This is a genomic window from Luteimonas composti (assembly GCF_042678665.1).
Taxonomy (GTDB): domain Bacteria; phylum Pseudomonadota; class Gammaproteobacteria; order Xanthomonadales; family Xanthomonadaceae; genus Luteimonas; species Luteimonas composti.
Window position 1 is genome coordinate 207,715 of the sequence record NZ_JBHTKU010000004.1, and the last position, 19,283, is coordinate 226,997.

General features: G+C 71.3%; 16 protein-coding genes and 1 pseudogene. 2 read left to right on the forward strand and 15 right to left on the reverse strand.

Annotation, left to right across the window (positions count from 1 at the left end):
• Positions 1-20: 20 nt before the first annotated feature.
• From ACFQ2D_RS12970 to ACFQ2D_RS12990, 5 genes and pseudogenes are all read right to left on the reverse strand, one after another.
• A pseudogene (locus ACFQ2D_RS12970) lies at positions 21-722 on the reverse strand (DsbA family oxidoreductase); the annotation flags it as partial.
• 27 nt (positions 723-749) lie between these two features.
• The gene (locus tag ACFQ2D_RS12975; RefSeq protein WP_280942098.1) at positions 750-1,253 is read right to left on the reverse strand and encodes a CYTH domain-containing protein; all 504 of its coding nucleotides are present in this window, start codon (positions 1,251-1,253) and stop codon (positions 750-752) included.
• Between the two features lie 195 nt (positions 1,254-1,448).
• A complete protein-coding gene (gene rlmD / locus ACFQ2D_RS12980; RefSeq protein WP_280942097.1) occupies positions 1,449-2,780 on the reverse strand; it encodes a 23S rRNA (uracil(1939)-C(5))-methyltransferase RlmD in 1,332 nt (443 codons plus the stop codon).
• A gap of 116 nt (positions 2,781-2,896) precedes the next feature.
• Positions 2,897-3,490 (reverse strand): YdbL family protein, encoded by a 594-nt coding sequence (locus ACFQ2D_RS12985; protein ID WP_280942096.1) that lies wholly within the window; start codon positions 3,488-3,490, stop codon positions 2,897-2,899.
• A gap of 36 nt (positions 3,491-3,526) precedes the next feature.
• Positions 3,527-5,542 carry a hypothetical protein gene (locus tag ACFQ2D_RS12990; RefSeq protein WP_280942095.1) on the reverse strand — a complete coding sequence of 672 codons (2,016 nt, stop codon included), beginning with the start codon at positions 5,540-5,542 and terminating at the stop codon, positions 3,527-3,529.
• Positions 5,543-5,575: 33 nt separating this feature from the next.
• On the opposite strand from ACFQ2D_RS12990, the gene ACFQ2D_RS12995 reads away from it, so the two are divergent.
• Positions 5,576-6,307 carry an Hpt domain-containing response regulator gene (locus tag ACFQ2D_RS12995; protein WP_280942094.1) on the forward strand — a complete coding sequence of 244 codons (732 nt, stop codon included), beginning with the start codon at positions 5,576-5,578 and terminating at the stop codon, positions 6,305-6,307.
• Here the strand turns inward: ACFQ2D_RS12995 and recO are convergent.
• The 9 genes from recO to rpoE form a co-directional block, all read right to left on the reverse strand.
• The gene (gene recO / locus ACFQ2D_RS13000) at positions 6,283-7,038 is read right to left on the reverse strand and encodes a DNA repair protein RecO (RefSeq protein WP_280942093.1); all 756 of its coding nucleotides are present in this window, start codon (positions 7,036-7,038) and stop codon (positions 6,283-6,285) included. The two genes, ACFQ2D_RS12995 and recO, sit on opposite strands and share 25 nt — an antisense overlap.
• Positions 7,039-7,062: 24 nt before the next feature.
• On the reverse strand, positions 7,063-7,992 hold the full coding sequence (gene era / locus ACFQ2D_RS13005) for a GTPase Era (protein WP_280942092.1): 930 nt from the start codon (positions 7,990-7,992) through the stop codon (positions 7,063-7,065).
• A gap of 57 nt (positions 7,993-8,049) precedes the next feature.
• Positions 8,050-8,727, reverse strand: coding sequence for a ribonuclease III (rnc, locus tag ACFQ2D_RS13010; protein ID WP_280942091.1), 678 nt, complete (start codon positions 8,725-8,727; stop codon positions 8,050-8,052).
• Positions 8,714-9,094, reverse strand: coding sequence for a DUF4845 domain-containing protein (locus ACFQ2D_RS13015; protein WP_280942120.1), 381 nt, complete (start codon positions 9,092-9,094; stop codon positions 8,714-8,716). The genes rnc and ACFQ2D_RS13015 overlap by 14 nt, the downstream gene beginning before the upstream one ends.
• Positions 9,095-9,161: 67 nt before the next feature.
• The gene (gene lepB, locus ACFQ2D_RS13020) at positions 9,162-9,956 is read right to left on the reverse strand and encodes a signal peptidase I (protein WP_280942119.1); all 795 of its coding nucleotides are present in this window, start codon (positions 9,954-9,956) and stop codon (positions 9,162-9,164) included.
• A 15-nt stretch (positions 9,957-9,971) separates the two neighbouring features.
• Positions 9,972-11,765 carry a translation elongation factor 4 gene (gene lepA, locus ACFQ2D_RS13025; protein WP_280942118.1) on the reverse strand — a complete coding sequence of 598 codons (1,794 nt, stop codon included), beginning with the start codon at positions 11,763-11,765 and terminating at the stop codon, positions 9,972-9,974.
• Positions 11,766-11,918: 153 nt separating this feature from the next.
• Positions 11,919-13,463: a Do family serine endopeptidase gene (locus tag ACFQ2D_RS13030; RefSeq protein ID WP_280942090.1), complete on the reverse strand. Its 1,545-nt coding sequence runs from the start codon at positions 13,461-13,463 to the stop codon at positions 11,919-11,921.
• 67 nt (positions 13,464-13,530) lie between these two features.
• On the reverse strand, positions 13,531-14,442 hold the full coding sequence (locus ACFQ2D_RS13035; protein ID WP_280942089.1) for a sigma-E factor negative regulatory protein: 912 nt from the start codon (positions 14,440-14,442) through the stop codon (positions 13,531-13,533).
• Positions 14,439-15,053, reverse strand: coding sequence for an RNA polymerase sigma factor RpoE (gene rpoE / locus ACFQ2D_RS13040; protein ID WP_280942088.1), 615 nt, complete (start codon positions 15,051-15,053; stop codon positions 14,439-14,441). Before rpoE ends, ACFQ2D_RS13035 begins: the two co-directional genes overlap by 4 nt.
• A gap of 218 nt (positions 15,054-15,271) precedes the next feature.
• Here rpoE and ACFQ2D_RS13045 point away from each other — a divergent pair, with 218 nt between their 5' ends.
• Positions 15,272-17,368, forward strand: a complete 2,097-nt coding sequence (locus ACFQ2D_RS13045; RefSeq protein ID WP_280942087.1) for a 3-hydroxyacyl-CoA dehydrogenase NAD-binding domain-containing protein — start codon at positions 15,272-15,274, stop codon at positions 17,366-17,368.
• An 88-nt stretch (positions 17,369-17,456) separates the two neighbouring features.
• Here the strand turns inward: ACFQ2D_RS13045 and ACFQ2D_RS13050 are convergent, their stop codons facing one another.
• Positions 17,457-19,151: a tetratricopeptide repeat protein gene (locus ACFQ2D_RS13050; RefSeq protein WP_280942086.1), complete on the reverse strand. Its 1,695-nt coding sequence runs from the start codon at positions 19,149-19,151 to the stop codon at positions 17,457-17,459.
• Between the last annotated feature and the right edge of the window lie 132 nt (positions 19,152-19,283).

A 19,283-nucleotide genomic window follows, 5' to 3' on the forward strand; every position in this document is an offset into this window, starting at 1 on the left:
TCGCGTCCGGCCGCCGCCGTTCAGACCCGGCAGCCGTCCGGGCCGCAGGCGCCGTCCTCGGTGCCCGCGGCGGGGACGGCGGCCGCACCTGCGCGGCGCAGCGCCTGCGCGAACAGCGCCGGCGGCTGCGCGCCCTGCACCAGGTAGCGTCCGTCGATCACGAAGGTCGGCACCGACTGGATGCCCAGCGCCTGCGCCCGGGCGACGGCCGCGCGGACCTCGGCCTCGCCCTCGCCACTGCCCAGCAGGGCGCGTACGCGCGCTTCCGCCAGGCCGCCGGCCTGACCGGCCGCTACCAGCACCTCCTGATCGGCCAGGTTGCGGCCCTCGGCGAAGTGCGCGTGGAACAGCGCCTCGCCCACCCGGCCGACGTCGCCTTCGCGCGCCGCCAGCCACAGCAGGCGATGCGCAGGCAGCGTGGTCACCCGCACCTGGCCGCGGTCGAAGTCGAACGGCAGGCCCTCGGCGCGCGCGGTGGCCTGGATGCTGGCGAGCATCTGCGCGGTGCGCTCGGCCCCGCCGAACTTGCGCGCGTAGGCCTCGCGCAGCGGCACCGGATCGGTGCCGGCGTCGGGATCGAGCAGGAAGGGGTGCCAGTGCAGCTCGACCGGCGGCGCGTCGACGCCCATCAGTTCCAGCGCGCGTTCGAGCCGGCTCTTGCCGATCCAGCACCAGGGGCAGACCACATCGGACCAGATGTCGATTCTCATGGCCCGATCATCGCCCCGACGTGGCGACGCGCCAAACCGTCAGCCACGTTCTTCCACGTTCCAGCACGCGTAGGGATGCGACGCCAGCGCCAGGTTGTAGTAGCGCGCCTGGTCGGTGACCTCGTGCCCCGCCCAGGGGGGCAGTTCGAACGGCTCGTCCGGGCTGTCGAGTTCGATCTCGGCCACCACCAGGCCTGCGTTGTCGCCGAGGAACTCGTCCACCTCCCACAGATGGCCGCCGTGATGCACGAGGTGGCGGCGCTTGTCGATCACCCCGCCCACGCACAGCGCCAGCAGCGCGCGCGCATCCTCGACCGGGATCGGATAGTCGAACTCCTGCCGGCTGCGGCCGAGTTCGCGCGACTTGAGGTTGAGGAACGCCTCCTCGCCCTGGATACGTACCCGCACCGAGGCCTTCTGTCCGCCGTGGTCCATGGCGCCGAGGTCGTTGATATAGCCCTGCGCCATCGGCACCACCGCATGCGCGGCGGTTCGCCAGCCGTCGCCGGTCACCAGGAACTTGCGTTCGATTTCGAGGGCCATGGTCTTCGGTGATGTCCGGAATGTGGGGCGAAATCGCCGGGATCGGAGCGGGCGGAGTTTCGATCAGCGCGGGAACAGCGTGATGCCCTCCACCTGCGCAGCCTGGAGGACCATGTCCGCGCCGCTGTGCGTGCAGGGGCGCCCGGATGATGAACGCGTCGCCACGCGCGACGCCGTTCACCGCAGCGCCTGCCTTCACCCGCGCACGAACAGCGCAATGCTCTCCACGTGCGCGGTCTGCGGGAACATGTCCATCACCCCCGCATTCACCAGCGTCCACCCGCACTCGTTGACCAGGTAGCCGGCGTCGCGCGCCAGCGAGCCGGGGTGGCAGCTGACGTAGACGATGCGCTCGAACCGCTCCAGCGGCAGCTGGCGCAGCACGTCGATCGCGCCCGAGCGCGGCGGATCGAGCAGCAGCTTGTCGAAACCCTGCCGCATCCACGGCGCGCCGCGCTGGTCCTGGGTGAGGTCGGCCGCGTGGAAGGCCGCATTGGCCAACCCGTTCTCCGCGGCATTCTCGCGTGCACGCGCCACCAGGCCGGCATCTCCCTCCACGCCCACCACTTCGGCCACCAGCCGCGCCATCGGCAGGGTGAAGTTTCCCAGCCCGCAGAACAGGTCGAGCACGCGATCACTTGCGCGCAGGTCGAGCAGCTCGAACGCGCGCGCGATCATGTCCTCGTTGAGCCGGGCGTTGACCTGGATGAAGTCCAGCGGCCGGAACGCCAGGCGCACGTCCCAGGCGTCGAGCCGGAACGACAGCGACGGCGCCTGCGGCCACAGCGCATGCACCGAGTCCACGCCGCGCGGCTGCAGGTACACCGCCACGCGACGGGTTTCGGCGAAACCGCGCAGGGCCGCCAGGTCGGCCTCGCCCAGCGGCTGCAGGTGGCGGAACACCAGCGCCACGCCGTCGAACTCCGGCTGCGCGTCGCCGACGATGAACTCCACCTGCGGCACCTCGCGCCGCGCCTGCAGGCCGTCGACCAGCGCCGACAGTGGCTCGATCAGCGCCGCCACCTCGGGCACCACCGTGTGGCATTCGCGCAGGTCGGCGACGAAGCGCGGATCGCGCTCGCGGAAGCCGACCAGGGTCTTGTCCTTCTTCTCCACCCGCCGCACCGAGAACCGGCCCTTGCGGCGATAGCCCCAGGCCCCGCCGGTCAGCGGCGGCAGTACCTCGCCGGGCGTGACGTGGCCGATGCGCTCGAAGTTCTCCAGCAGCACGCGCTGCTTGGCGAGGATCTGCTTCGACTCGTCCAGGTGCTGCAGCACGCAGCCGCTGCAGACGCCGAAATGCACGCAGCGCGGCTCGACCCGGTCGGGTGAAGCCTGCAGCACCTCCAAGGCGGTCGCCTCGTCGAAGCTGCGCGAGCGCGCGGTCTGGCGCACCACCACGCGTTCGCCCGGCAGGGCGTCGGCGACGAACACGGTCTTGCCGCCCTCGCGGCGGGCCACGCCGCGGCCGTCGTGGCTCAGGTCGATGATGTCGAGTTCGAAGGGCGTCTGGTCGATCCGGGCCACGTGGCGTCAGCTGCGTGCGAAGGGCCGGATATTGTCGCAGATGCGCCGCGGCGGCCGGGCGCCGCCGCCGCGGGCGAAACTGCCCCGCTACGACGCTGCGCAGCGGGGCGCGGCGATCACTTCTGCTTCCAGGCGCCGCCCTGCTGGTACCACCAGCCCGGACGGGCGCTGGCGATCCACTGGCGCGCGAACACGTCGCGGATCTGCGATTCCCACTCCGGGTGGCCATTGGCCACCGCGATCTCGCGGTACACCGCCTTGCGATCGCGATTGTCGTCGGCGACCGCGGCGTTGACGGCCACGCGGTCCTTGATCGCGAGCTTCGAGGCATCGCGCACCACCACGGTGCCGTCGCCAGCGAAGCCCAGCGCGCCGGAGTCGAAGTGCGGGCGCAGCACCGTGCTGAAGCGCGACTCCATCCGCGACTGGATCGCCTGGATGGCGGGCGTACGGATGGTGATGTCGGGGGTGGCCTGGGCCTGCGCACTGCCGATGCCCAGCAGCATCCAGGGGTCGAAGCGCAGCTGGCGCATCGCCATGCCGCCGCCCTCGGGTACGGGCGCCGGGGCCGGCACCGCTTCGTCGCCGATCACGTTCTCGACGAACTCGCGCGCGGCCTCGCGCGCCTCGGCCGCGGGGAAATAGACGTTGATGGTGACGCACGCGCACAGCACCAGCGACAGCAGCGACATTCCCAGGACACGACGCATGCGGAGCACTCCTTTGATTGATGACGCGCGGGCCGCTCAGTCCACCACCGGAGCGACGTCGCCGGCGGCCACCGCGGCGAGGCGTTCGAGCAGGGTCGGCCAGTCCACGTTGCGGTTGAATCCCACCACCTGCAGCCGCGGCACGCCCGCGCCTTCGACGATAGTAAAGCCATCGCCCGCTGAATACAGGCCCGACATCCTGCAGACCTCATTGGCCAGCCGGCAGCCGATGCCGATGCGCCGATAGCCGAAGTCGTCGAACAGGCCGATCAGCCGGCCCTGCAGGCTGCCGACGAAGGAAGCATCGCCGACGCTCGAGATGTCCTGCACCGCGCGCTGGCTGATGCGCTGGCGCACACCGCGCCTGGGTTCGGTGTGGAATTCGGCGTCGAACGCGGTTGCGGTCCAGTCGACCAGGCGCAGGCCGTCGATGCGCCCGTGCAGGCGACCACTGATGCTGCCGAAGTCGAACGCGCCGGTGATCCCCATCAGGTCGAGATCGTGCAGCGCCACGTCGGCCGACAGCGTCGGCGCGACGCCGAACGGCCGCTCCATCGACAGCGCGCCAACGTCGATGCGGCCGTCGAACACGCGCACGCTCAGGCCTCCGTCGAACTCGAGCCGCTCGTTGGCATAGCGCGCACTGGGGATGCGCCCGCCCAGGGTGCCGGCGAAGGCCGGCCAGCCCAGCGCCGCGGCGAGCTCGCCGACATCGAGCGCGTCCAGCGCCAGGCCGAATCCCACCCGCAGGCCGGTTTCGCCATCCGGCGGCGCCAGGCTGAAGCTCTCGAACGCGACCCGCCCGCCCAGCATCTCCAGTTCTGCCGGCTCGCGCAGCCGCAGCGTGCCGCCTTCGCTGCGCAGCGGCAGTTGCACCGGGCCGAAACCCAGTTCGTACAACGCGCCGCTACGCCACGCCAGGGCGCTGTCCACTGTCCCGGCCCCGGCGTGGCGCAGGTCGCCCTGCAGCCCCTCGATGCGGAAGCGGTCGCGCGGGTCGCGGACATCGACGTCGTCCAGATGCAGGTCCAGCGCCTGCAGCCGGCCTGCCTCCAGCTGCACCCTCCCCTGCGCACCGCCTTCCAGGGACAGGCCGGTCAGGCCGGCCAGGCCCAGCCATCCGGACAGGTAGCGCTCGGGCAAGGCCGCCAGCGTCGGCGCGCGCGCTTCCATCGACAAGCGACGGACGCCGCCCTGGGCGTCGAGTTCTGCCTCGCCCTGCGCCAGCAGCGCCCGGGGATCGCGCCATTCGACCCGCGGCGCCAACCAGCCGCCGTCGGGCAGGCGCCGCGCGTCCAGGCCAAGACCGACTGGTCCGTCGCCCAACGCGAGATAGGCATTGCCGAACAGCGCCTCGCCGCGCGCGATGTTCGCGTCGAGCGCGAGCAGCATGCCGCTCGCCTGGGGAATGCGCAGGTCGAAGCGCACATCCGCATCCAGGTCGCCCAACGCGATCGTGCCGTCGTCTGATTCAAGCCCGGCACCCGCCAGCGCCAGCCGGCCCTCGACCTGCAGCGGTCGCGTGGTCGGCGTGTGTACGGTCAGCGTGCCATCGAGCGTGCCCGCGCCGAGGCGTCCGCCCGCCCAGGCCTGCGACAGCAGCGCCTGCGACCAGGCCAGCGGCACGCGCGTGAGATCCAGGCGCGTGGCGTCGGGACTGGCGGCGGTCCGGTGCAGCGCCAGCCTGGACCTGCCACCCGACAGCACCGCCTCGGTCGTCGCCGACGACAGTTCCACGGCCAGGCGCAAGGCCGCGCCGCCATCGCCGCGCAGCGGACCCTCGCAACGCCAGCCGCTGTCCTGCGGGCGCGCCAGCGGGCAGTCCCAGCGCACATCGGCGAAGCGGTAACCCAGGGCCGGCGCCTCGACGCGCGCCGCCTCGATTCGCAGTTCGCCCCGCGGCGCCTCCGAAGGCCAGTGCAGGCGCACGCGCACATCCCGCAGCTCGACCCCGGCCGCATCGATCCGGTCGATGTGCGCGGTCGCAGTGCGCGCCGCCGCGGGCGCGGCCGCCAGCGCCACCAGCAACAGCGTTAAGATGCGGCCGAGCATCGGGCGAGCATATCCGCAGCGCGGGAAGCGGCGATGAATCCATGGATCCTGCTGGTCGAGGACGACCCCACGAGCCGCGCTTTCCTGCAGGCGGCCACCGAAGCCTTGCCCGCGCGGGTGGATACGGCCGCCAGCGTGGCCGAAGCGCTGGCCCTGGCCTGCGCCAACGACTATGCGCTGTGGCTGGTGGACGCCAACCTGCCCGACGGCAGCGGCATCGAGCTGCTGGCGAAACTGCGCGGACGCGGCTTCTCCACCCCGGCCGTTGCGCACACGGCCTCACGCGAAGCTGGCGACCACCGTGCCCTGCGTGCAGCCGGTTTCGTGGATACGCTGGTCAAGCCGCTGCCGGCAGGCGCATGGCGCGAGGCGATCGCGCGCGTGCTCGGCGCTGAGGCCGGAATTGCATCGGGGGCAGGCCATGGCCACCGCATTGCGGAAGTCGTCGACGAAACGGTGCCTCCGCCCCTCTGGGACGATGCGCGAGCGCTCGCCGCCCTGGCCGGCGACGCCGGCAATGTCGCCGCCATGCGGGGGCTGTTCCTGGCCGAGCTACCGTCGACGCGCGACGCGGTCGCGCGCGCGGCGACGTCGGGCGATACGGAGGCGCTGCGCGCGGCGCTGCACCGGCTCGAGGCCGGCTGCGGATTCGTGGGCGCCGCACGCCTGGAAGCGGCGCTGCGGCGGCTGCGCGCCCTGCCCGGCTCGGCCGAGGCGCTGCGGGCGTTCGACGCCGCGGCTCAGGACACGCTGTCGGGCGCCTGATCGGCCGGGCGCGAGAACCTTCCCAGTTCGCCCGCGAGCTGCCACGACTTCAGCCCACGCGGTCCGAGGTGCTGCGAGAGCACGTCGCGCATGGCGCCGCGCAGGCTGTCGAGGTCGGGCGCATCCGGCCGGCGGTCCCCGGCCAGCGCCAGCAGCGCGCTGCCGGTGGCGTAGCGCGCGCGCGACTCGCCCACCCTTTCGCCCAGTACCCGGCGCGGGCCATGTTCGGCATCGAGGCGATAGCGGGCCCCGGGATCGATCGGCGCGCCGTCGCCGTCGTGCGCCAGGTCGAAACCGAAGCCCAGCGCCTCCAGCAGGTCGCGTTCGAAGCGGCGCAGGTTCCAGGCCAGCGCCGGGGCATCGTGCAGCTGCGCGCGCAGCTGGCCGTACAGCGCATACAGCTCGGGATGCGGATCCTGCCGCGGCGCCAGCCGCAGCAGCAGTTCATTGACGTAGAACACCGCGAGCGCAGCGTGGCCCGGCAGGGGCGGCGGCGCGTCCAGCGCTTCCACCGACACCAGGTTGGCCAGTTCGCCGCGCTGCACCGCGGTCAGCCGCACGTGCTGCAGCGGCTGCAGCGCCGCGAACTGCGCCTGCCTGCGCGGCCCGCGCACGCCGCGCGCCAGCAGACCGAGGCGTCCGTGCGACTGCGTCAGCACGTCGACCAGCAGGCTGGTCTCGCGCCAGGCGCGCGCGTGGAGGATGTAGGCCGGTTCGGCGTCGTAGCGCACGGAGGCCCGCGTCCCGCGCGGCGCTTATTCGTAGCCGAGGGTGCGCAGCGCGGATTCGTCGTCCGACCAGCCCTCGCGCACGCGCACCCAGGTCTGCAGGAACACCTTGGCGTCGAACAGCTGTTCCATGCGCTCACGCGCACGCTTGCCGATATCGCGCAGGCGCATCCCGCCCTTGCCGATCACGATCGCCTTCTGCCCCTCGCGCTCCACCCAGATCACCGCGCCGATGCGGTACATCACCCCCGCCTTCGGCGAAGGCTCCTCGGTGAACGACTCGATCTCGACCGTGGTCGCGTAGGGCAGCTCGGCGCCGAGCTGGCGCATCAGCTGCTCGCGCAGCAGTTCGCCGGCGAGGAAACGCTGGCTGCGGTCGGTGATCTCGTCCTCGCCGTACAGCGCCGGCTGCTCGGGCAGCTGCTGCAGCAACGAGGCCACCAGCGACTCCAGGCCGGTGCGCTTGAGCGCAGAGACCGGATGCACGGCGGCGAAGTCGCGCGCTTCGGTCACCTTCTGCAGGTAGGGCAGCAGGCTGGCCTTGTCGGCGATGCGGTCGACCTGGTTGACCACCAGCACTACCGGCAGGCCGCTGGCGCGCAGGGTGTCGTAGGCCAGGGTGTCCTCCTCGTCCCAGCGCCCGGCCTCGACCACCAGCGCGGCGGCGTCCACGCCTTCCAGCGCGCCGCGCGCGGCGCGGTTGAGCACGCGGTTGAGCGCGGACGATGCGAGCTTGCCGCCTTCGCGATGCAGGCCGGGCGTGTCGACCAGGACCAGCTGGCCGCCGGGCACGGTGGCGATGCCCAGCAGCCGGTGGCGCGTGGTCTGCGGACGGTTGGACACGATGCTGACGTTGGCGCCCACCAGGGCGTTGACCAGGGTGGACTTGCCGACGTTGGGACGGCCGATGACGGCGAGATGGCCGGCGCGATGCGCGGCGGGTGGGGTCTGCGACATGGCGCGGATTGTAGGGGTTTGCCCGCCGGGGCGGGTGATCGTGCCCCGCAGCCGGGCTCAGGCGCCCGATTCGAGCTGTTCCAGCACCGCCGCCGCGGCCACCTGCTCGGCGGCGCGGCGCGAACCGCCCTCGCCCTCGCCCGCGGCCGGCGGGTCCGACACCACGCAGCGGACCACGAACACGCGCGCGTGCTCCTCGCCGCTCTCGGACTTCAGTTCGTACTGCGGCAGCGGCTTCTGCCGGCCCTGCAGCCATTCCTGCAGGCGGGTCTTGGCGTCCTTGCCGACCTTGCTGGCCGGCACCGCCGACACCGCCTGTTCGAACCAGGGCAGGACCACCCGGCGGCAGGCCTCGAAGCCGGCGTCGAGGTAGATCGCCCCGATCACCGCCTCCAGCGCGTCGGACAGGATCGAGTCGCGCCGGTGGCCGCCCGACTTCATCTCGCCCGGGCCCAGCGTGAGCCGCTCGCCGATCGCCAGGCGGCGCGCCACCTCGGCCAGCGAGGACTCTCGCACCAGCTCGGCGCGGGCGCGGGTCAGCGAACCCTCGTCGGCCTTGGGCCAGCGTGCGTACAGCGCCTCGGACACGATCAGGCCCAGCACCGCGTCGCCGAGGAACTCCAGCCGCTCGTTGTGCGGCGCGCCGGCGCTGCGGTGGGTCAGCGCCTGCCGCAGCAGGGCGGGGTCGGCGAACGCGTGCGCGTCGAAGACCGCGGGCGGATCAGTTGGCGGCACCGGTACCGGTCAGGTGCTGGCTGGCGTGGAACCGGCCCACCGCGTCGAGGTTGGCGATCATCGGCTTGCGCACTTCGTACTGGACGTCCATCTGCCAGCCGGCGTCCTTGCGCACGATCTTGACGTGTTCCTTCCTGATATTGGACGCGTAGCTGATGTTGAGCCGGCGGAAGAACAGGTCCTGGATCCGGCCCGGCGAGTAGTTGCCCACCCCCGGCTCGGCCGCCAGGCTCTTGAGCGCCTGCTTGACGCTGTAGTACTCGGAATACATGGGGAACAGCTTGATGCCCATGAACACCAGGAAGCCGACCAGGCCGGCCACGAAAATGAAGCCCAGCAGCGTGATGCCGCCCTGCCTGCGACGCATACCCATGATTTTCGATCCCCCGTTTGCTGCAGATGTGCCGGCCTGCCGACAGCCTTCCGCGCCGGCGCTACGGAATGCGGCTGCCGATCCGGCCCCAGTCGATCCAGCCCGGCGCGCTGCTGTCGAGGTTCATCCACACCAGGAACGCTTTTCCGCGCAACTGGCTCTCCGGCAGCGTACCCCAAAACCGGCTGTCGTCGCTGCGGTCGCGGTTGTCGCCCATCACGAAATACTCGCCCTCCGGAACGCGCCACTCGCCCTCGCCCGGATCGAGCATGCCCGGTCGCCGGGTCTCGAGCACGTGGTGGGTGCGGCCGGGCATGGTCTCGGCGATCAGGCCGGCGCCGGTCATGTCGCTGCCCCGGCCGGCGCCCTGGTAGCTCTGCGGCTCGCCGTAGGAGAAGGGTTCGCCGTTCACGTAGACCATGTTGTCGCGATAGGCCACCACGTCGCCGGGCAGGCCGACCACGCGCTTGATCCAGTCCTGGTCGGGATGGTGCGGCGGGCGGAACACCACCACGTCGCCACGCTGCGGCTCGCCCAGCGCGATCACCTTGCGGTTGTTGACCGGCAGGCGGATGCCGTAGCTGAACTTGTTGACCAGGATGAAGTCGCCGATCAGCAGGGTCGGCATCATCGAGCTGGACGGGATGCGGAACGGCTCGGCGATGAAGCTGCGCAGCACCAGCACCACGAACAGGACCGGGAAGAAAGCGCGTGCATAGTCGACGACGACCGGCTCCTTCTCCTCGAGCAGTCCGGCCCGCCGGGCGCGCCGCTTCGCGAAGAACAGCCGGTCGAGCAGCCAGGTGATGCCGGTGGCGAAGGTCAGCACGACCAGCCCGAGCTCGAACCATTTCATCATGTCAGGCCATCCTTACTTGTTGTCCACCTGCAGCACCGCCAGGAACGCTTCCTGCGGGATCTCGACGCGGCCCACCTGCTTCATCCGCTTCTTGCCCTCCTTCTGCTTCTCGAGGAGCTTCTTCTTGCGGCTGATGTCGCCACCGTAGCACTTGGCCAGCACGTTCTTGCGCAGCGCCTTGACCGTGGTGCGGGCGATGATCTGCGAGCCGATCGCGGCCTGGATCGCCACGTCGAACTGCTGGCGCGGGATCAGGTCCTTCATCTTCTCGGTCAGCTCGCGGCCGCGGCGGTCGGCATGGCTGCGGTGGACGATGATCGACAGCGCGTCGACCCGGTCGCCGTTGATCAGCGTATCCACGCGCACGAACGGACCGGCCTCGAAGCGCACGAAGTGGTAGTCGAGCGAGGCGTAGCCGCGGCTGACCGACTTGAGCTTGTCGAAGAAGTCGAGCACCACCTCGGCCATCGGCAGCTCGTAGCTGATCTGCACCTGGCTGCCCAGGTACTGGATGCCGATCTGGCTGCCGCGCTTGTCCTCGCACAGCTTGATGATCGCGCCGATGTAGGCCTCGGGGGTGAGGATGTTGGCGCGGATGATCGGCTCGCGCACTTCCTCGATCTGGTTCACCGGCGGCAGCTTGGCCGGATTGTCCAGCGGCATGATCTCGCCATCGGTGCGCAGCACCTCGTACACCACCGTGGGCGCGGTGGAGATCAGGTCGAGGTCGTACTCGCGCTCCAGGCGCTCCTGCACGATCTCCATGTGCAGCATGCCGAGGAAGCCGCAGCGGAAGCCGAAGCCCATCGCCTCGGAGCTCTCGGGCTCGAAGCGCAGCGCGGCGTCGTTGAGCCTCAGCTTTTCCAGCGCCTCGCGCAGGTCCGGGTAGTCCTCGGCGTTGACCGGGAACAGGCCGGCAAACACGCGCGGCTGCATCTCCTGGAAGCCCGGCAGCGGCGCGGGCGCGGGGTCGCCGGCCAGGGTGAGCGTGTCGCCCACCGGCGCGCCGTGCACGTCCTTGATCGACGCGGTGATCCAGCCCACCTCGCCGGCCGAGAGCTTGCCGGTAACCTTGCGCTTGGGCGTGAACACGCCGACGCCGTCCACCTGGTGCGCGCGGCCGGTGGACATCACCAGCAGCTTGTCCCCGGACTTGACCTCGCCCTGCATCACGCGCACCAGCGAGACCACGCCCAGGTAGTTGTCGAACCAAGAGTCGATGATCAGCGCCTGCAGCTTGTCGGTTTCGCGGCGCCTGGGCGGCGGGATGCGGTGCACGATCGCCTCGAGCACCTCCTGCACGTTCAGCCCGGTCTTGGCGCTGACCGCCACCGCGTCGGAGGCGTCGATGCCGATCACCGCCTCGATCTCGGCCTTGGCGCGATCGATATCGGCGGTGGGCAGGTCGATCTTGTTGAGCACCGGGACCACTTCCAGGCCCTGCTCGACCGCGGTGTAGCAGTTGGCGACCGACTGCGCCTCCACGCCCTGCGCGGCGTCGACCACCAGCAGCGCGCCTTCGCAGGCGGCGAGCGAGCGGCTGACCTCGTAGCTGAAATCGACGTGGCCGGGGGTGTCGATGAAGTTGAGGTGGTAGGTCTCGCCGTTGCGCGCGGTGTAGGGCACCGACACCGACTGCGCCTTGATGGTGATGCCGCGCTCGCGCTCGATCGGATTGTTGTCGAGCACCTGCGCTTCCATCTCGCGCTCGGTCAGGCCGCCGCACAGCTGGATGATGCGGTCGGCGAGCGTCGACTTGCCGTGGTCGACGTGGGCGATGATGGAGAAATTGCGGATCTGCCGCATCGGGTCGGACATGGGGGAGCGGCAGCGGGCCAGCGTCGGGACAGCCGGAGATTATCGCATAGCGCAGCTGCCGGCCCGGCCGGCATTCGCCACCGGGGCGGCCCGGCCCTTCCGGCTCGACCGGGCGGACCGTGCCCGCCCGGCCCCGGGGGCTTACTCGTCTTCGCCCGCGGTGATCGCCACGAAGCGGCTGCCGCCGCCCTGGCTGCGGACCAGCAGCATCACGGTTTCGCCCGCCTTCACTCCGCGCAGTTCGCGGTCGAGGGCGGCGGGGCTGCCCACCGGCTTGCGGCCGACCCGCAGCACCACGTCGCCCGGCGACAGGCCGGCCGAGCGCGCGGCACCCTCGACGCGCACGATGCGCACGCCCTCGCCCGCCTCCAGGCCGAGCTGGCGGCGCTGGGCATCGGTGAGCTCCTGGGCGACCAGACCCAGCGCATTGGCCTGGCTGGCCGGCGTGGGCGCCTCGGCGCCCGGACGCGACGGCGCGTTTGACACGGCCTCCTCGTCGAGCTGGGCCAGGGTGACGTCGAAGGTCCGCTCGCGGCCCTCCCGGAACACCACGATCTTCATCTTCGTGCCCGGCACCTTGTTGCCCACGATCGGCGGCAGGTCGCCCGGCTGGCGGATCGTCACGCCGTCGGCGCTGCGGATCACGTCGCCCGGTTCGATGCCGATCTTGTCGGCGGGGCTGCCCGGAACCACCTCGGTCACCAGCGCGCCCAGGGTGTCGGGCAGGCCGAAGCCGCGCGCCTGCTCGGCGGTGACCGGGTCGCGCGAGAACAGCACGCCCAGCTGCCCCCGCTGCACGCGGCCGGTGTCCTTCAGCTGGTCGACCACGTTCATGGCCACGTCGATCGGGATGGCGAAGGCCACGCCCATGTAGCCGCCGGAGTTGCTGAAGATCTGCGAGTTGATGCCGATCACCTCGCCGCGGGTATTGAGCAGCGGCCCGCCGGAGTTGCCCTGGTTGATGGCGACATCGGTCTGGATGAAGGGCACGTACTGCTGGTTGGCGTAGGGATTGCTGCGGCCGACCGCGCTGACGATGCCGGCGGTGACCGTCTGCTCGAAGCCGAACGGCGAACCGATCGCTACGGCCCACTGCCCGGGCTTGACGCTGGAGGCATCGCCCGTGCGCAGCACCGGCAGGCCCTTGCCCTCGATCTTGAGCAGGGCGACGTCGGACTGCTCGTCGCTGCCCACGACCTTGGCGGTGAACTCGCGGCGGTCGCTGAGGGTGACCTTGACCTCGTCGGCACGGTCGATCACGTGATGGTTGGTCAGCACGTAGCCGTCGTCGGAAATGATGAAGCCGGTGCCCATCGCGCGCCCGCGTGGCGCCGGCGCGCGACCGCCGGGGCCGGGCATCTGGAAGCCCGGGCCGAAGAACCGGCGGAAGATCTCCGGGATCTGCTCCTCGTCGAGCATCTCTTCCTGCGCCTGCGCGCCGCGGCGCGAGCCGATGGTGGTGTCGATCTTGACCACCGCCGGACCCACCTCCTCCACCAGCCGGGTGAAATCGGGCAGGCCGGTCACCAGCGGCGCCGCGGGCACGGCGGTGGCCTGGCCGGCGAGCGGCGCTGACGCGACGCCGCCATCCGGCGCAGGTTGCGCGGTGGCGATGGGCAGCACAACGGCGGTCGTCGCGGCCGAGGTGAGCAGGATCAGGGCGAAAGCGTGCAGCGGGGTTTTCATCGGGACAGGGCCCTCGACAAAGCGTGGAAAGAAGCGGATGGACGCGGCCGGTCGAGCCGGCCGCGGTTCAGTGCAGGACCGGGTCGGCCGCCGGCTCGGTCGCCGGGGCGGGCGCCGGCTCGGGCCAGGCGCGCGCGCCGGGCAGCAGGGGTTCGAACCGCGGCTCGCGCGGCAGCAGGCTGCCGCTGGCCACCGTAAATCCGCCCTGCGGCGCGAGCAGGGAGCGCGGCCACGGGCGCGTCGTCGCCTGCGGCAGCGCGAACGCCTCGACCGGCGCGATCGCATCCTTGGGGTGCAGGTCCGGAAGCGGGTGGCTGGACGCCACGAGGGACGGTGCAGTGGCGACTTCGGCGACCTCCGCGCGCGGCGCGCTTCGGGTCGCTCGCCGCTGCGCGGCACGGCGCGGAGACTCTGCGGCCGCCACGGCCGCAAGCGCCATCGCGGCCTCGGGACGGGCCGGGGCCTCGACCTGGGCGACAGCGGCGGGAGCAGGGTCGCCGGCGGGCGCCACGTCCGGTGTCGCCACGTCGGCCCGGGCCACCATCGGCGCGGGCGATACCGCCGGCTCCAGGCTCGGGTCGGGCAGCTGGCGCGTCGCGAACACCGCCATCAGGGCGACCGAGGCGGCGACCGCGGCTCCACCACCCCACCGCGCCAGGCGCGGCCCCGCGGTACGGCGGGCGGGCGGCGGTTCGGCCGCAACCGCCGCGCCCGCACCCACCGCCAGCGCGACGCGCTGGGCGAAATCGGCCGGCAGGAGGTCGTTGCGGCGGCCGCGCAGCACGTCGCCGCAGACCTGCCAGCGCTCCCAGCAAGAGGCCAATTCGGTGTCGTGCTGCAGGCGTCGCAGCATGAACTTCGCCTCGTCCGGCGAGAGTTCGCCGTCGAGCATCGCCGACAGCTGCTGGCGGTGGTAGACGAACAGTTTGTCCGGATCGGGACCGATCTGGACGGTGTCGTTGTCTTCAACGGAAGTCATCGTGCCGCGCGCTCCGCTCTGGTGTCGCTGTCCAACAGGGGTTTCATTTCCGCGTCGATCGCCTCGCGCGCACGGAAGATGCGCGAGCGCACCGTGCCGATCGGGCAATCCATGCGCTGGGCGATGTCCTCGTAGCTCAGGCCTTCGACCTCGCGCAGCGTGATCGCCAGCCTCAACTCCTCGGGCAATGCTTCGACCGCGCGGACCACCGTTTGTTCCAGCTGCTGGCGCATCAGTTCACGTTCGGGCGTGTCGCTGTCGCGCAGGCGCACGCCGGCGTCGAACAGCTCGGCGTCCTCGACGTCGATATCCGCGCCCGGCGGCCGGCGGTTGCCGGCGACCAGGTGGTTCTTGGCGGTATTGACCGCGATCCGGTGCAGCCAGGTGTAGAACTGCGCATCGCCGCGGAAGTTGCCGATTGCGCGGTAGGCGCGGATGAAGGTGTCCTGGGCCACGTCCTGGACCTCGCTCCAGTCGTGTACGTAGCGGCCGATCAGCGCCGCGACCCGGTGCTGGTACTTGCGCACCAGCAGGTCGAAGGCCGCGCTGTCGCCCCGCTGGACGCGCTTGACCAGTTCGAGGTCGAGTTGTTGGGTGTCGATCTCGGCCATCGGGCCTGGGCACTCCATGGTGTTGCCGGCCGCAGCCGGGCGCTGTGACCCGCCGGAAGACGGGAAGTTCCCCCGCCCGGACGATCTGGGGGCTCGAACGACCTGCCGCAAGCCTTCGGGCGGCGCGGCGCAGGCGGGCCCGGAGGCGCCGGATTTGACTGCGGCGCAACACCCTCTGGATCATAAGGGGCTTCCCATACCCTAACGGATGGTCCCGCATGATCGCTGGCCTCGACGGACTGCGCTTCAGCCACTGGCAGGTCGAGCTGCGCCCGGACGACGTCCTGGTGCTCTCGTTCGACCGCGCTGGCGAGTCGGTCAACACCTTCGCGCAGGACGTGCTGCTGGAACTCGACGGGCTGCTGGAGCGGCTGGCGCTGGACCCGCCCAAGGGCCTGGTGCTGCGCTCGGCCAAGGACAAGGGCTTCATCGCCGGCGCCGACATCCGCGAGTTCGCCGAGTTCGACCGCAAGGGCACGATCGGCGATTCGATCCGCCGCGGCCAGCAGGTGTTCCAGCGCCTGGCGGACCTGCCCTGCCCCACCGTGGCCGCGATCCACGGCTTCTGCATGGGCGGCGGCACCGAGATCTCGCTGGCCTGCGGCTACCGCGTCGCCAGCAGCGACCCGTCCACCCGCATCGGACTGCCGGAAGTGAAGCTGGGCATCTACCCCGGCTGGGGCGGCAGCGTGCGCCTGCCGCGCCTGATCGGCGCGCCGGCGGCGATGGACGTGATGCTGACCGGCCGCAACCTTTCGGCGAAGTCGGCCCTGGCCATGGGCGTGGTGGACAAGGTGGTCGCGCCGGCGGTGCTGGTGGACGAGGCGGCAAGGCTGGCGCTGGACGGCCGCACGCGCCCGTTCAAACAGCGGTTCCTGGCCTGGGCGACCAATACCTGGCCGGTGCGCCAGCTGCTGGCGCCGATGCTGGTCAAGCAGGTCGCGCGCAAGGCGCGCAAGGAACACTATCCCGCGCCATATGCGCTGATCGAGACCTGGCGCCGCAGCGGCGGCGGCATCCAGGCCCTGCTCAAAGCCGAGCAGAAGTCGGTGGTGAAGCTGGCGGGCACTCCGACCGCGCGCAACCTCACCCGCGTGTTCTTCCTGATGGAGCGGCTCAAGGGCCTGGGCGGCAAGGACCCGCACGGCATCGGCCACGTGCACGTGGTGGGCGCCGGCGTGATGGGCGGCGACATTGCCGCCTGGTCGGCCTACAAGGGCTTCGAGGTCACCCTGCAGGACCGCGAGCAGAGGTTCATCGATGGCGCCCTGGCGCGCGCGCAGGAGCTGTTCGCGAAGAAGGTGAAGGACGAGGCGAAGCGTCCCGAGGTTGCCGCGCGCCTGAAGTCCGACCTGTCCGGCGAGGGTGCAGCGGCCGCGGACCTGGTGATCGAGGCGATCATCGAGCGCGCCGACGCCAAGCGCGAGCTGTACGCCGGCCTCGAGCCGCGCATGAAGCCCGATGCGCTGCTGACCACCAACACCTCGTCGATCCCGCTAGACGAGTTGCGCGACCACATCGCGCGCCCGGCGCAGTTCGCCGGCCTGCACTACTTCAACCCGGTGGCGCTGATGCCGCTGGTGGAGATCGTGCGCCACGACGCGATGTCGGCGCAGACCGAGCAGCGCCTGGCCGCGTTCTGCAAGGCGCTCGACAAGCTGCCGGTGCCGGTGCGCGGCACGCCGGGCTTCCTGGTCAACCGCCTGCTGTTCCCGTACATGCTCGAGGCGGCCACCGCCTATGCCGAAGGCATCCCCGCGCCGGTGATCGACAAGGTCGCGGTGAAGTACGGCATGCCGATGGGCCCGATCGAACTGATCGACACCGTGGGCCTGGACGTCGCCTACGGCGTCGGGCAGGAACTCGCACCGTTCCTCGGCCTCTCCATCCCGCCGGCGCTGGCGAACCCGCCCGAACAGTGCAAGCGCGGCAAGAAGGACGGCCAGGGCCTGTACGCCTGGGAAACCACCGAGAAGGGCGCGAAGCCGAAGAAGCCCGAGGTGTCGAAGGACTACAAGGTGCCCGAAGACCTCGAAGACCGCCTGGTGCTGCCGCTGCTCAACGAGGCCGTGGCGGCGCTGCACGACGGCGTGGTCGCCGATGCCGACCTGCTCGATGCGGGCGTCATCTTCGGCACCGGCTATGCGCCGTTCCGCGGCGGCCCGATCCAGACCATCCGCGAAGCGGGCGCCGACGTGCTGCTGGCGCGCCTGCAGGCGCTGCAGGCCCGCTATGGCGAGCGCTTCGCGCCGCGCCCGGGCTGGGACAATCCGGCGCTGCGCAAGGATGCCGCGGCGGCCGGCCTGTCGGCCTGACGACGAAGGGGCCGCGCACGCACGGCCCCTTTCTTCCACCGGTCGCGAGCCGCGACCGCACGCACGCCGGCCGTGGCCTGACGCGCGCCTACATCCGCGACGACTGCAGCACCGTCTCCGGCTGCGCCCAGGTCGCCTTGAACGCCGCCATCGCCTCTGCCGCGTCCGGCTTGCCCTGCGCCTCGAGGCTCCTGGCGAGGCCGAACTGCGACCAGCCGTTGCCGGGATTCCGCCGCAGTTCCTCGCGATAGACCGCCTCGGCGTCGGCCGCGCGGCCGGCCTGCAGCAGGATGGCGCCCAGCGTCTGGCGCACCGGCGCATGCAAGCCCGGCGGCTCGTCGTAGGGAATGCTGCCCTCGATCGCCACCGCCTCTTCCAGCGCCGCCACGGCCTCGTCGTATTGCCCGCGCGTGGCCGCCAGTTCCGCGGTCACGGTGCGCTCGGCGATGCGCGCGGCATGGGCCAGCGGGTAGCGGTCCCAGACCAGCAGTCCTTCCATCGCCTGGTCGGCCGCCAGCGGCCGCAGCGCGGCGAGGTGGGCCTCCGCATCGTCGATGCGCGCCTGCCGGATCGCCGCCATCGCCTGCGCGTAGTGCCAGATCGCGGTGACATAGGGCAGGTCCGGCGCCGGATTGTCCACGCCCACGATCTCGTTCCAGCGGCCGAAACGCACGCGGTCGAACCAGGGCGTGAGCCAGTAGTGCTGCAGCCCGGCGAAGCCCGGCTGGCGCATCAGCTCGGGCAGGTTGGTGCGCTCCGAGGTCGCCAGCGCGGATGCTTTCGCCACGTTCGCATTGCCTTCCATGCTCGCCGCGAACCACAGGAAATGATGGTTGTGCGGCACGTAGCCCAATGGATAGACGCCCTGGCTGTTGCCGCGGCAGAGCGCGAGGTAGGCGTCGTCGGCCTCGATCGCACGCTGGTTGGCGACGACCGCGTCGCGCCAGCGCCCGACCCGGGCGTAGATGTGCGCCGGCATGTGCACGAGGTGGCCCGAGCCCGGCACCAGGATGCGCAGGCGGTCGGCCGCGGCGACGCCGCGCTGCGGATCGGCCGAGGCCTCGACCGCATGCACGTACAGGTGCAGCGCGCCGGCGTGGTCGGGATCGCGGGCCATCACGGTTTCCAGCGTGCGCACCACCTCGGCGGTATGACCCCTGGGCTGCAGTTTCTCGTCGTAATAGTCCCAGGGCTGCAGGTCCATCAGCGCCTCGGCGAGCATCACGGCGGCATCGCTGTCCTCCGGGCGCTTGCCCACGAGGTCGCGCATCGCTGCAGCGTAGGCTTCCTCGAGTGCGCGGCGGTCCTCGGGCGGCTGCTCCGCGTAGCGCGCGGACAGCGCCTGGATGAAGCCCTGCTCGCGCTCGCTGGCGCCCGGCGCGAGTTCGCGAGCGCGCTGCAGGCGCTGCCAGGCATCGGCGTGGTCGGCCGGATCCATCGCCGCGTTGACGTGCGGGCCCAGCACCAGCGACGCGCCCCACCAGCACATGGCGCAGTCGGGATCGAGCTCGGTCGCCTTGAGGAAGGAGCGTTCCGCGGCGTCGTGGTTGAAGCCGTAGGCCAGCATCAGGCCCTGGTCGAACCAGCGCTGCACCTCCGGGTGCGCACTGGTGACCGGGAAGTGGTATTCGCCCAGGCCTTCGAGCAGGTGGGCGCCGACCATCGCCAGCTCCGGCGGCGAGACCTGCGGCGTCGCCGGTGCCCCGGACGCTTCGGGCCGGTCGCAGGCCGGCAGGGCCAGCGCGGCGAGCGCACAGGCGAGCAGCGGGGTGCGGATTTTCATGGCAGGGGTCTCCGGCGGAGGATCGCGCCGCCCGCGGCGGTGCGACGGCAAGGGCATCCACGGGAGCCCCTGTTCCCCATGGCAACGGTCCAACAGCCCCCTCAACGCGGACAGGCGCCGGCAACGGCCAGC

What these genes read in the sequence shown, in the direction of transcription:
- rpoE (WP_280942088.1), bottom strand. Translation starts at nt 15,053, where the DNA reads ATGGCCGAGATCGACACCCAACAACTCGACCTCGAACTGGTCAAGCGC.
- ACFQ2D_RS12975 (WP_280942098.1), bottom strand. Translation starts at nt 1,253, where the DNA reads ATGGCCCTCGAAATCGAACGCAAGTTCCTGGTGACCGGCGACGGCTGG.
- ACFQ2D_RS13030 (WP_280942090.1), bottom strand. Translation starts at nt 13,463, where the DNA reads ATGAAAACCCCGCTGCACGCTTTCGCCCTGATCCTGCTCACCTCGGCC.
- lepB (WP_280942119.1), bottom strand. Translation starts at nt 9,956, where the DNA reads ATGAAATGGTTCGAGCTCGGGCTGGTCGTGCTGACCTTCGCCACCGGC.
- ACFQ2D_RS12990 (WP_280942095.1), bottom strand. Translation starts at nt 5,542, where the DNA reads ATGCTCGGCCGCATCTTAACGCTGTTGCTGGTGGCGCTGGCGGCCGCG.
- ACFQ2D_RS13045 (WP_280942087.1), top strand. Translation starts at nt 15,272, where the DNA reads ATGATCGCTGGCCTCGACGGACTGCGCTTCAGCCACTGGCAGGTCGAG.
- ACFQ2D_RS12995 (WP_280942094.1), top strand. Translation starts at nt 5,576, where the DNA reads ATGAATCCATGGATCCTGCTGGTCGAGGACGACCCCACGAGCCGCGCT.
- lepA (WP_280942118.1), bottom strand. Translation starts at nt 11,765, where the DNA reads ATGCGGCAGATCCGCAATTTCTCCATCATCGCCCACGTCGACCACGGC.
- era (WP_280942092.1), bottom strand. Translation starts at nt 7,992, where the DNA reads ATGTCGCAGACCCCACCCGCCGCGCATCGCGCCGGCCATCTCGCCGTC.
- ACFQ2D_RS13035 (WP_280942089.1), bottom strand. Translation starts at nt 14,442, where the DNA reads ATGACTTCCGTTGAAGACAACGACACCGTCCAGATCGGTCCCGATCCG.
- ACFQ2D_RS13050 (WP_280942086.1), bottom strand. Translation starts at nt 19,151, where the DNA reads ATGAAAATCCGCACCCCGCTGCTCGCCTGTGCGCTCGCCGCGCTGGCC.
- ACFQ2D_RS13015 (WP_280942120.1), bottom strand. Translation starts at nt 9,094, where the DNA reads ATGCGTCGCAGGCAGGGCGGCATCACGCTGCTGGGCTTCATTTTCGTG.
- ACFQ2D_RS12985 (WP_280942096.1), bottom strand. Translation starts at nt 3,490, where the DNA reads ATGCGTCGTGTCCTGGGAATGTCGCTGCTGTCGCTGGTGCTGTGCGCG.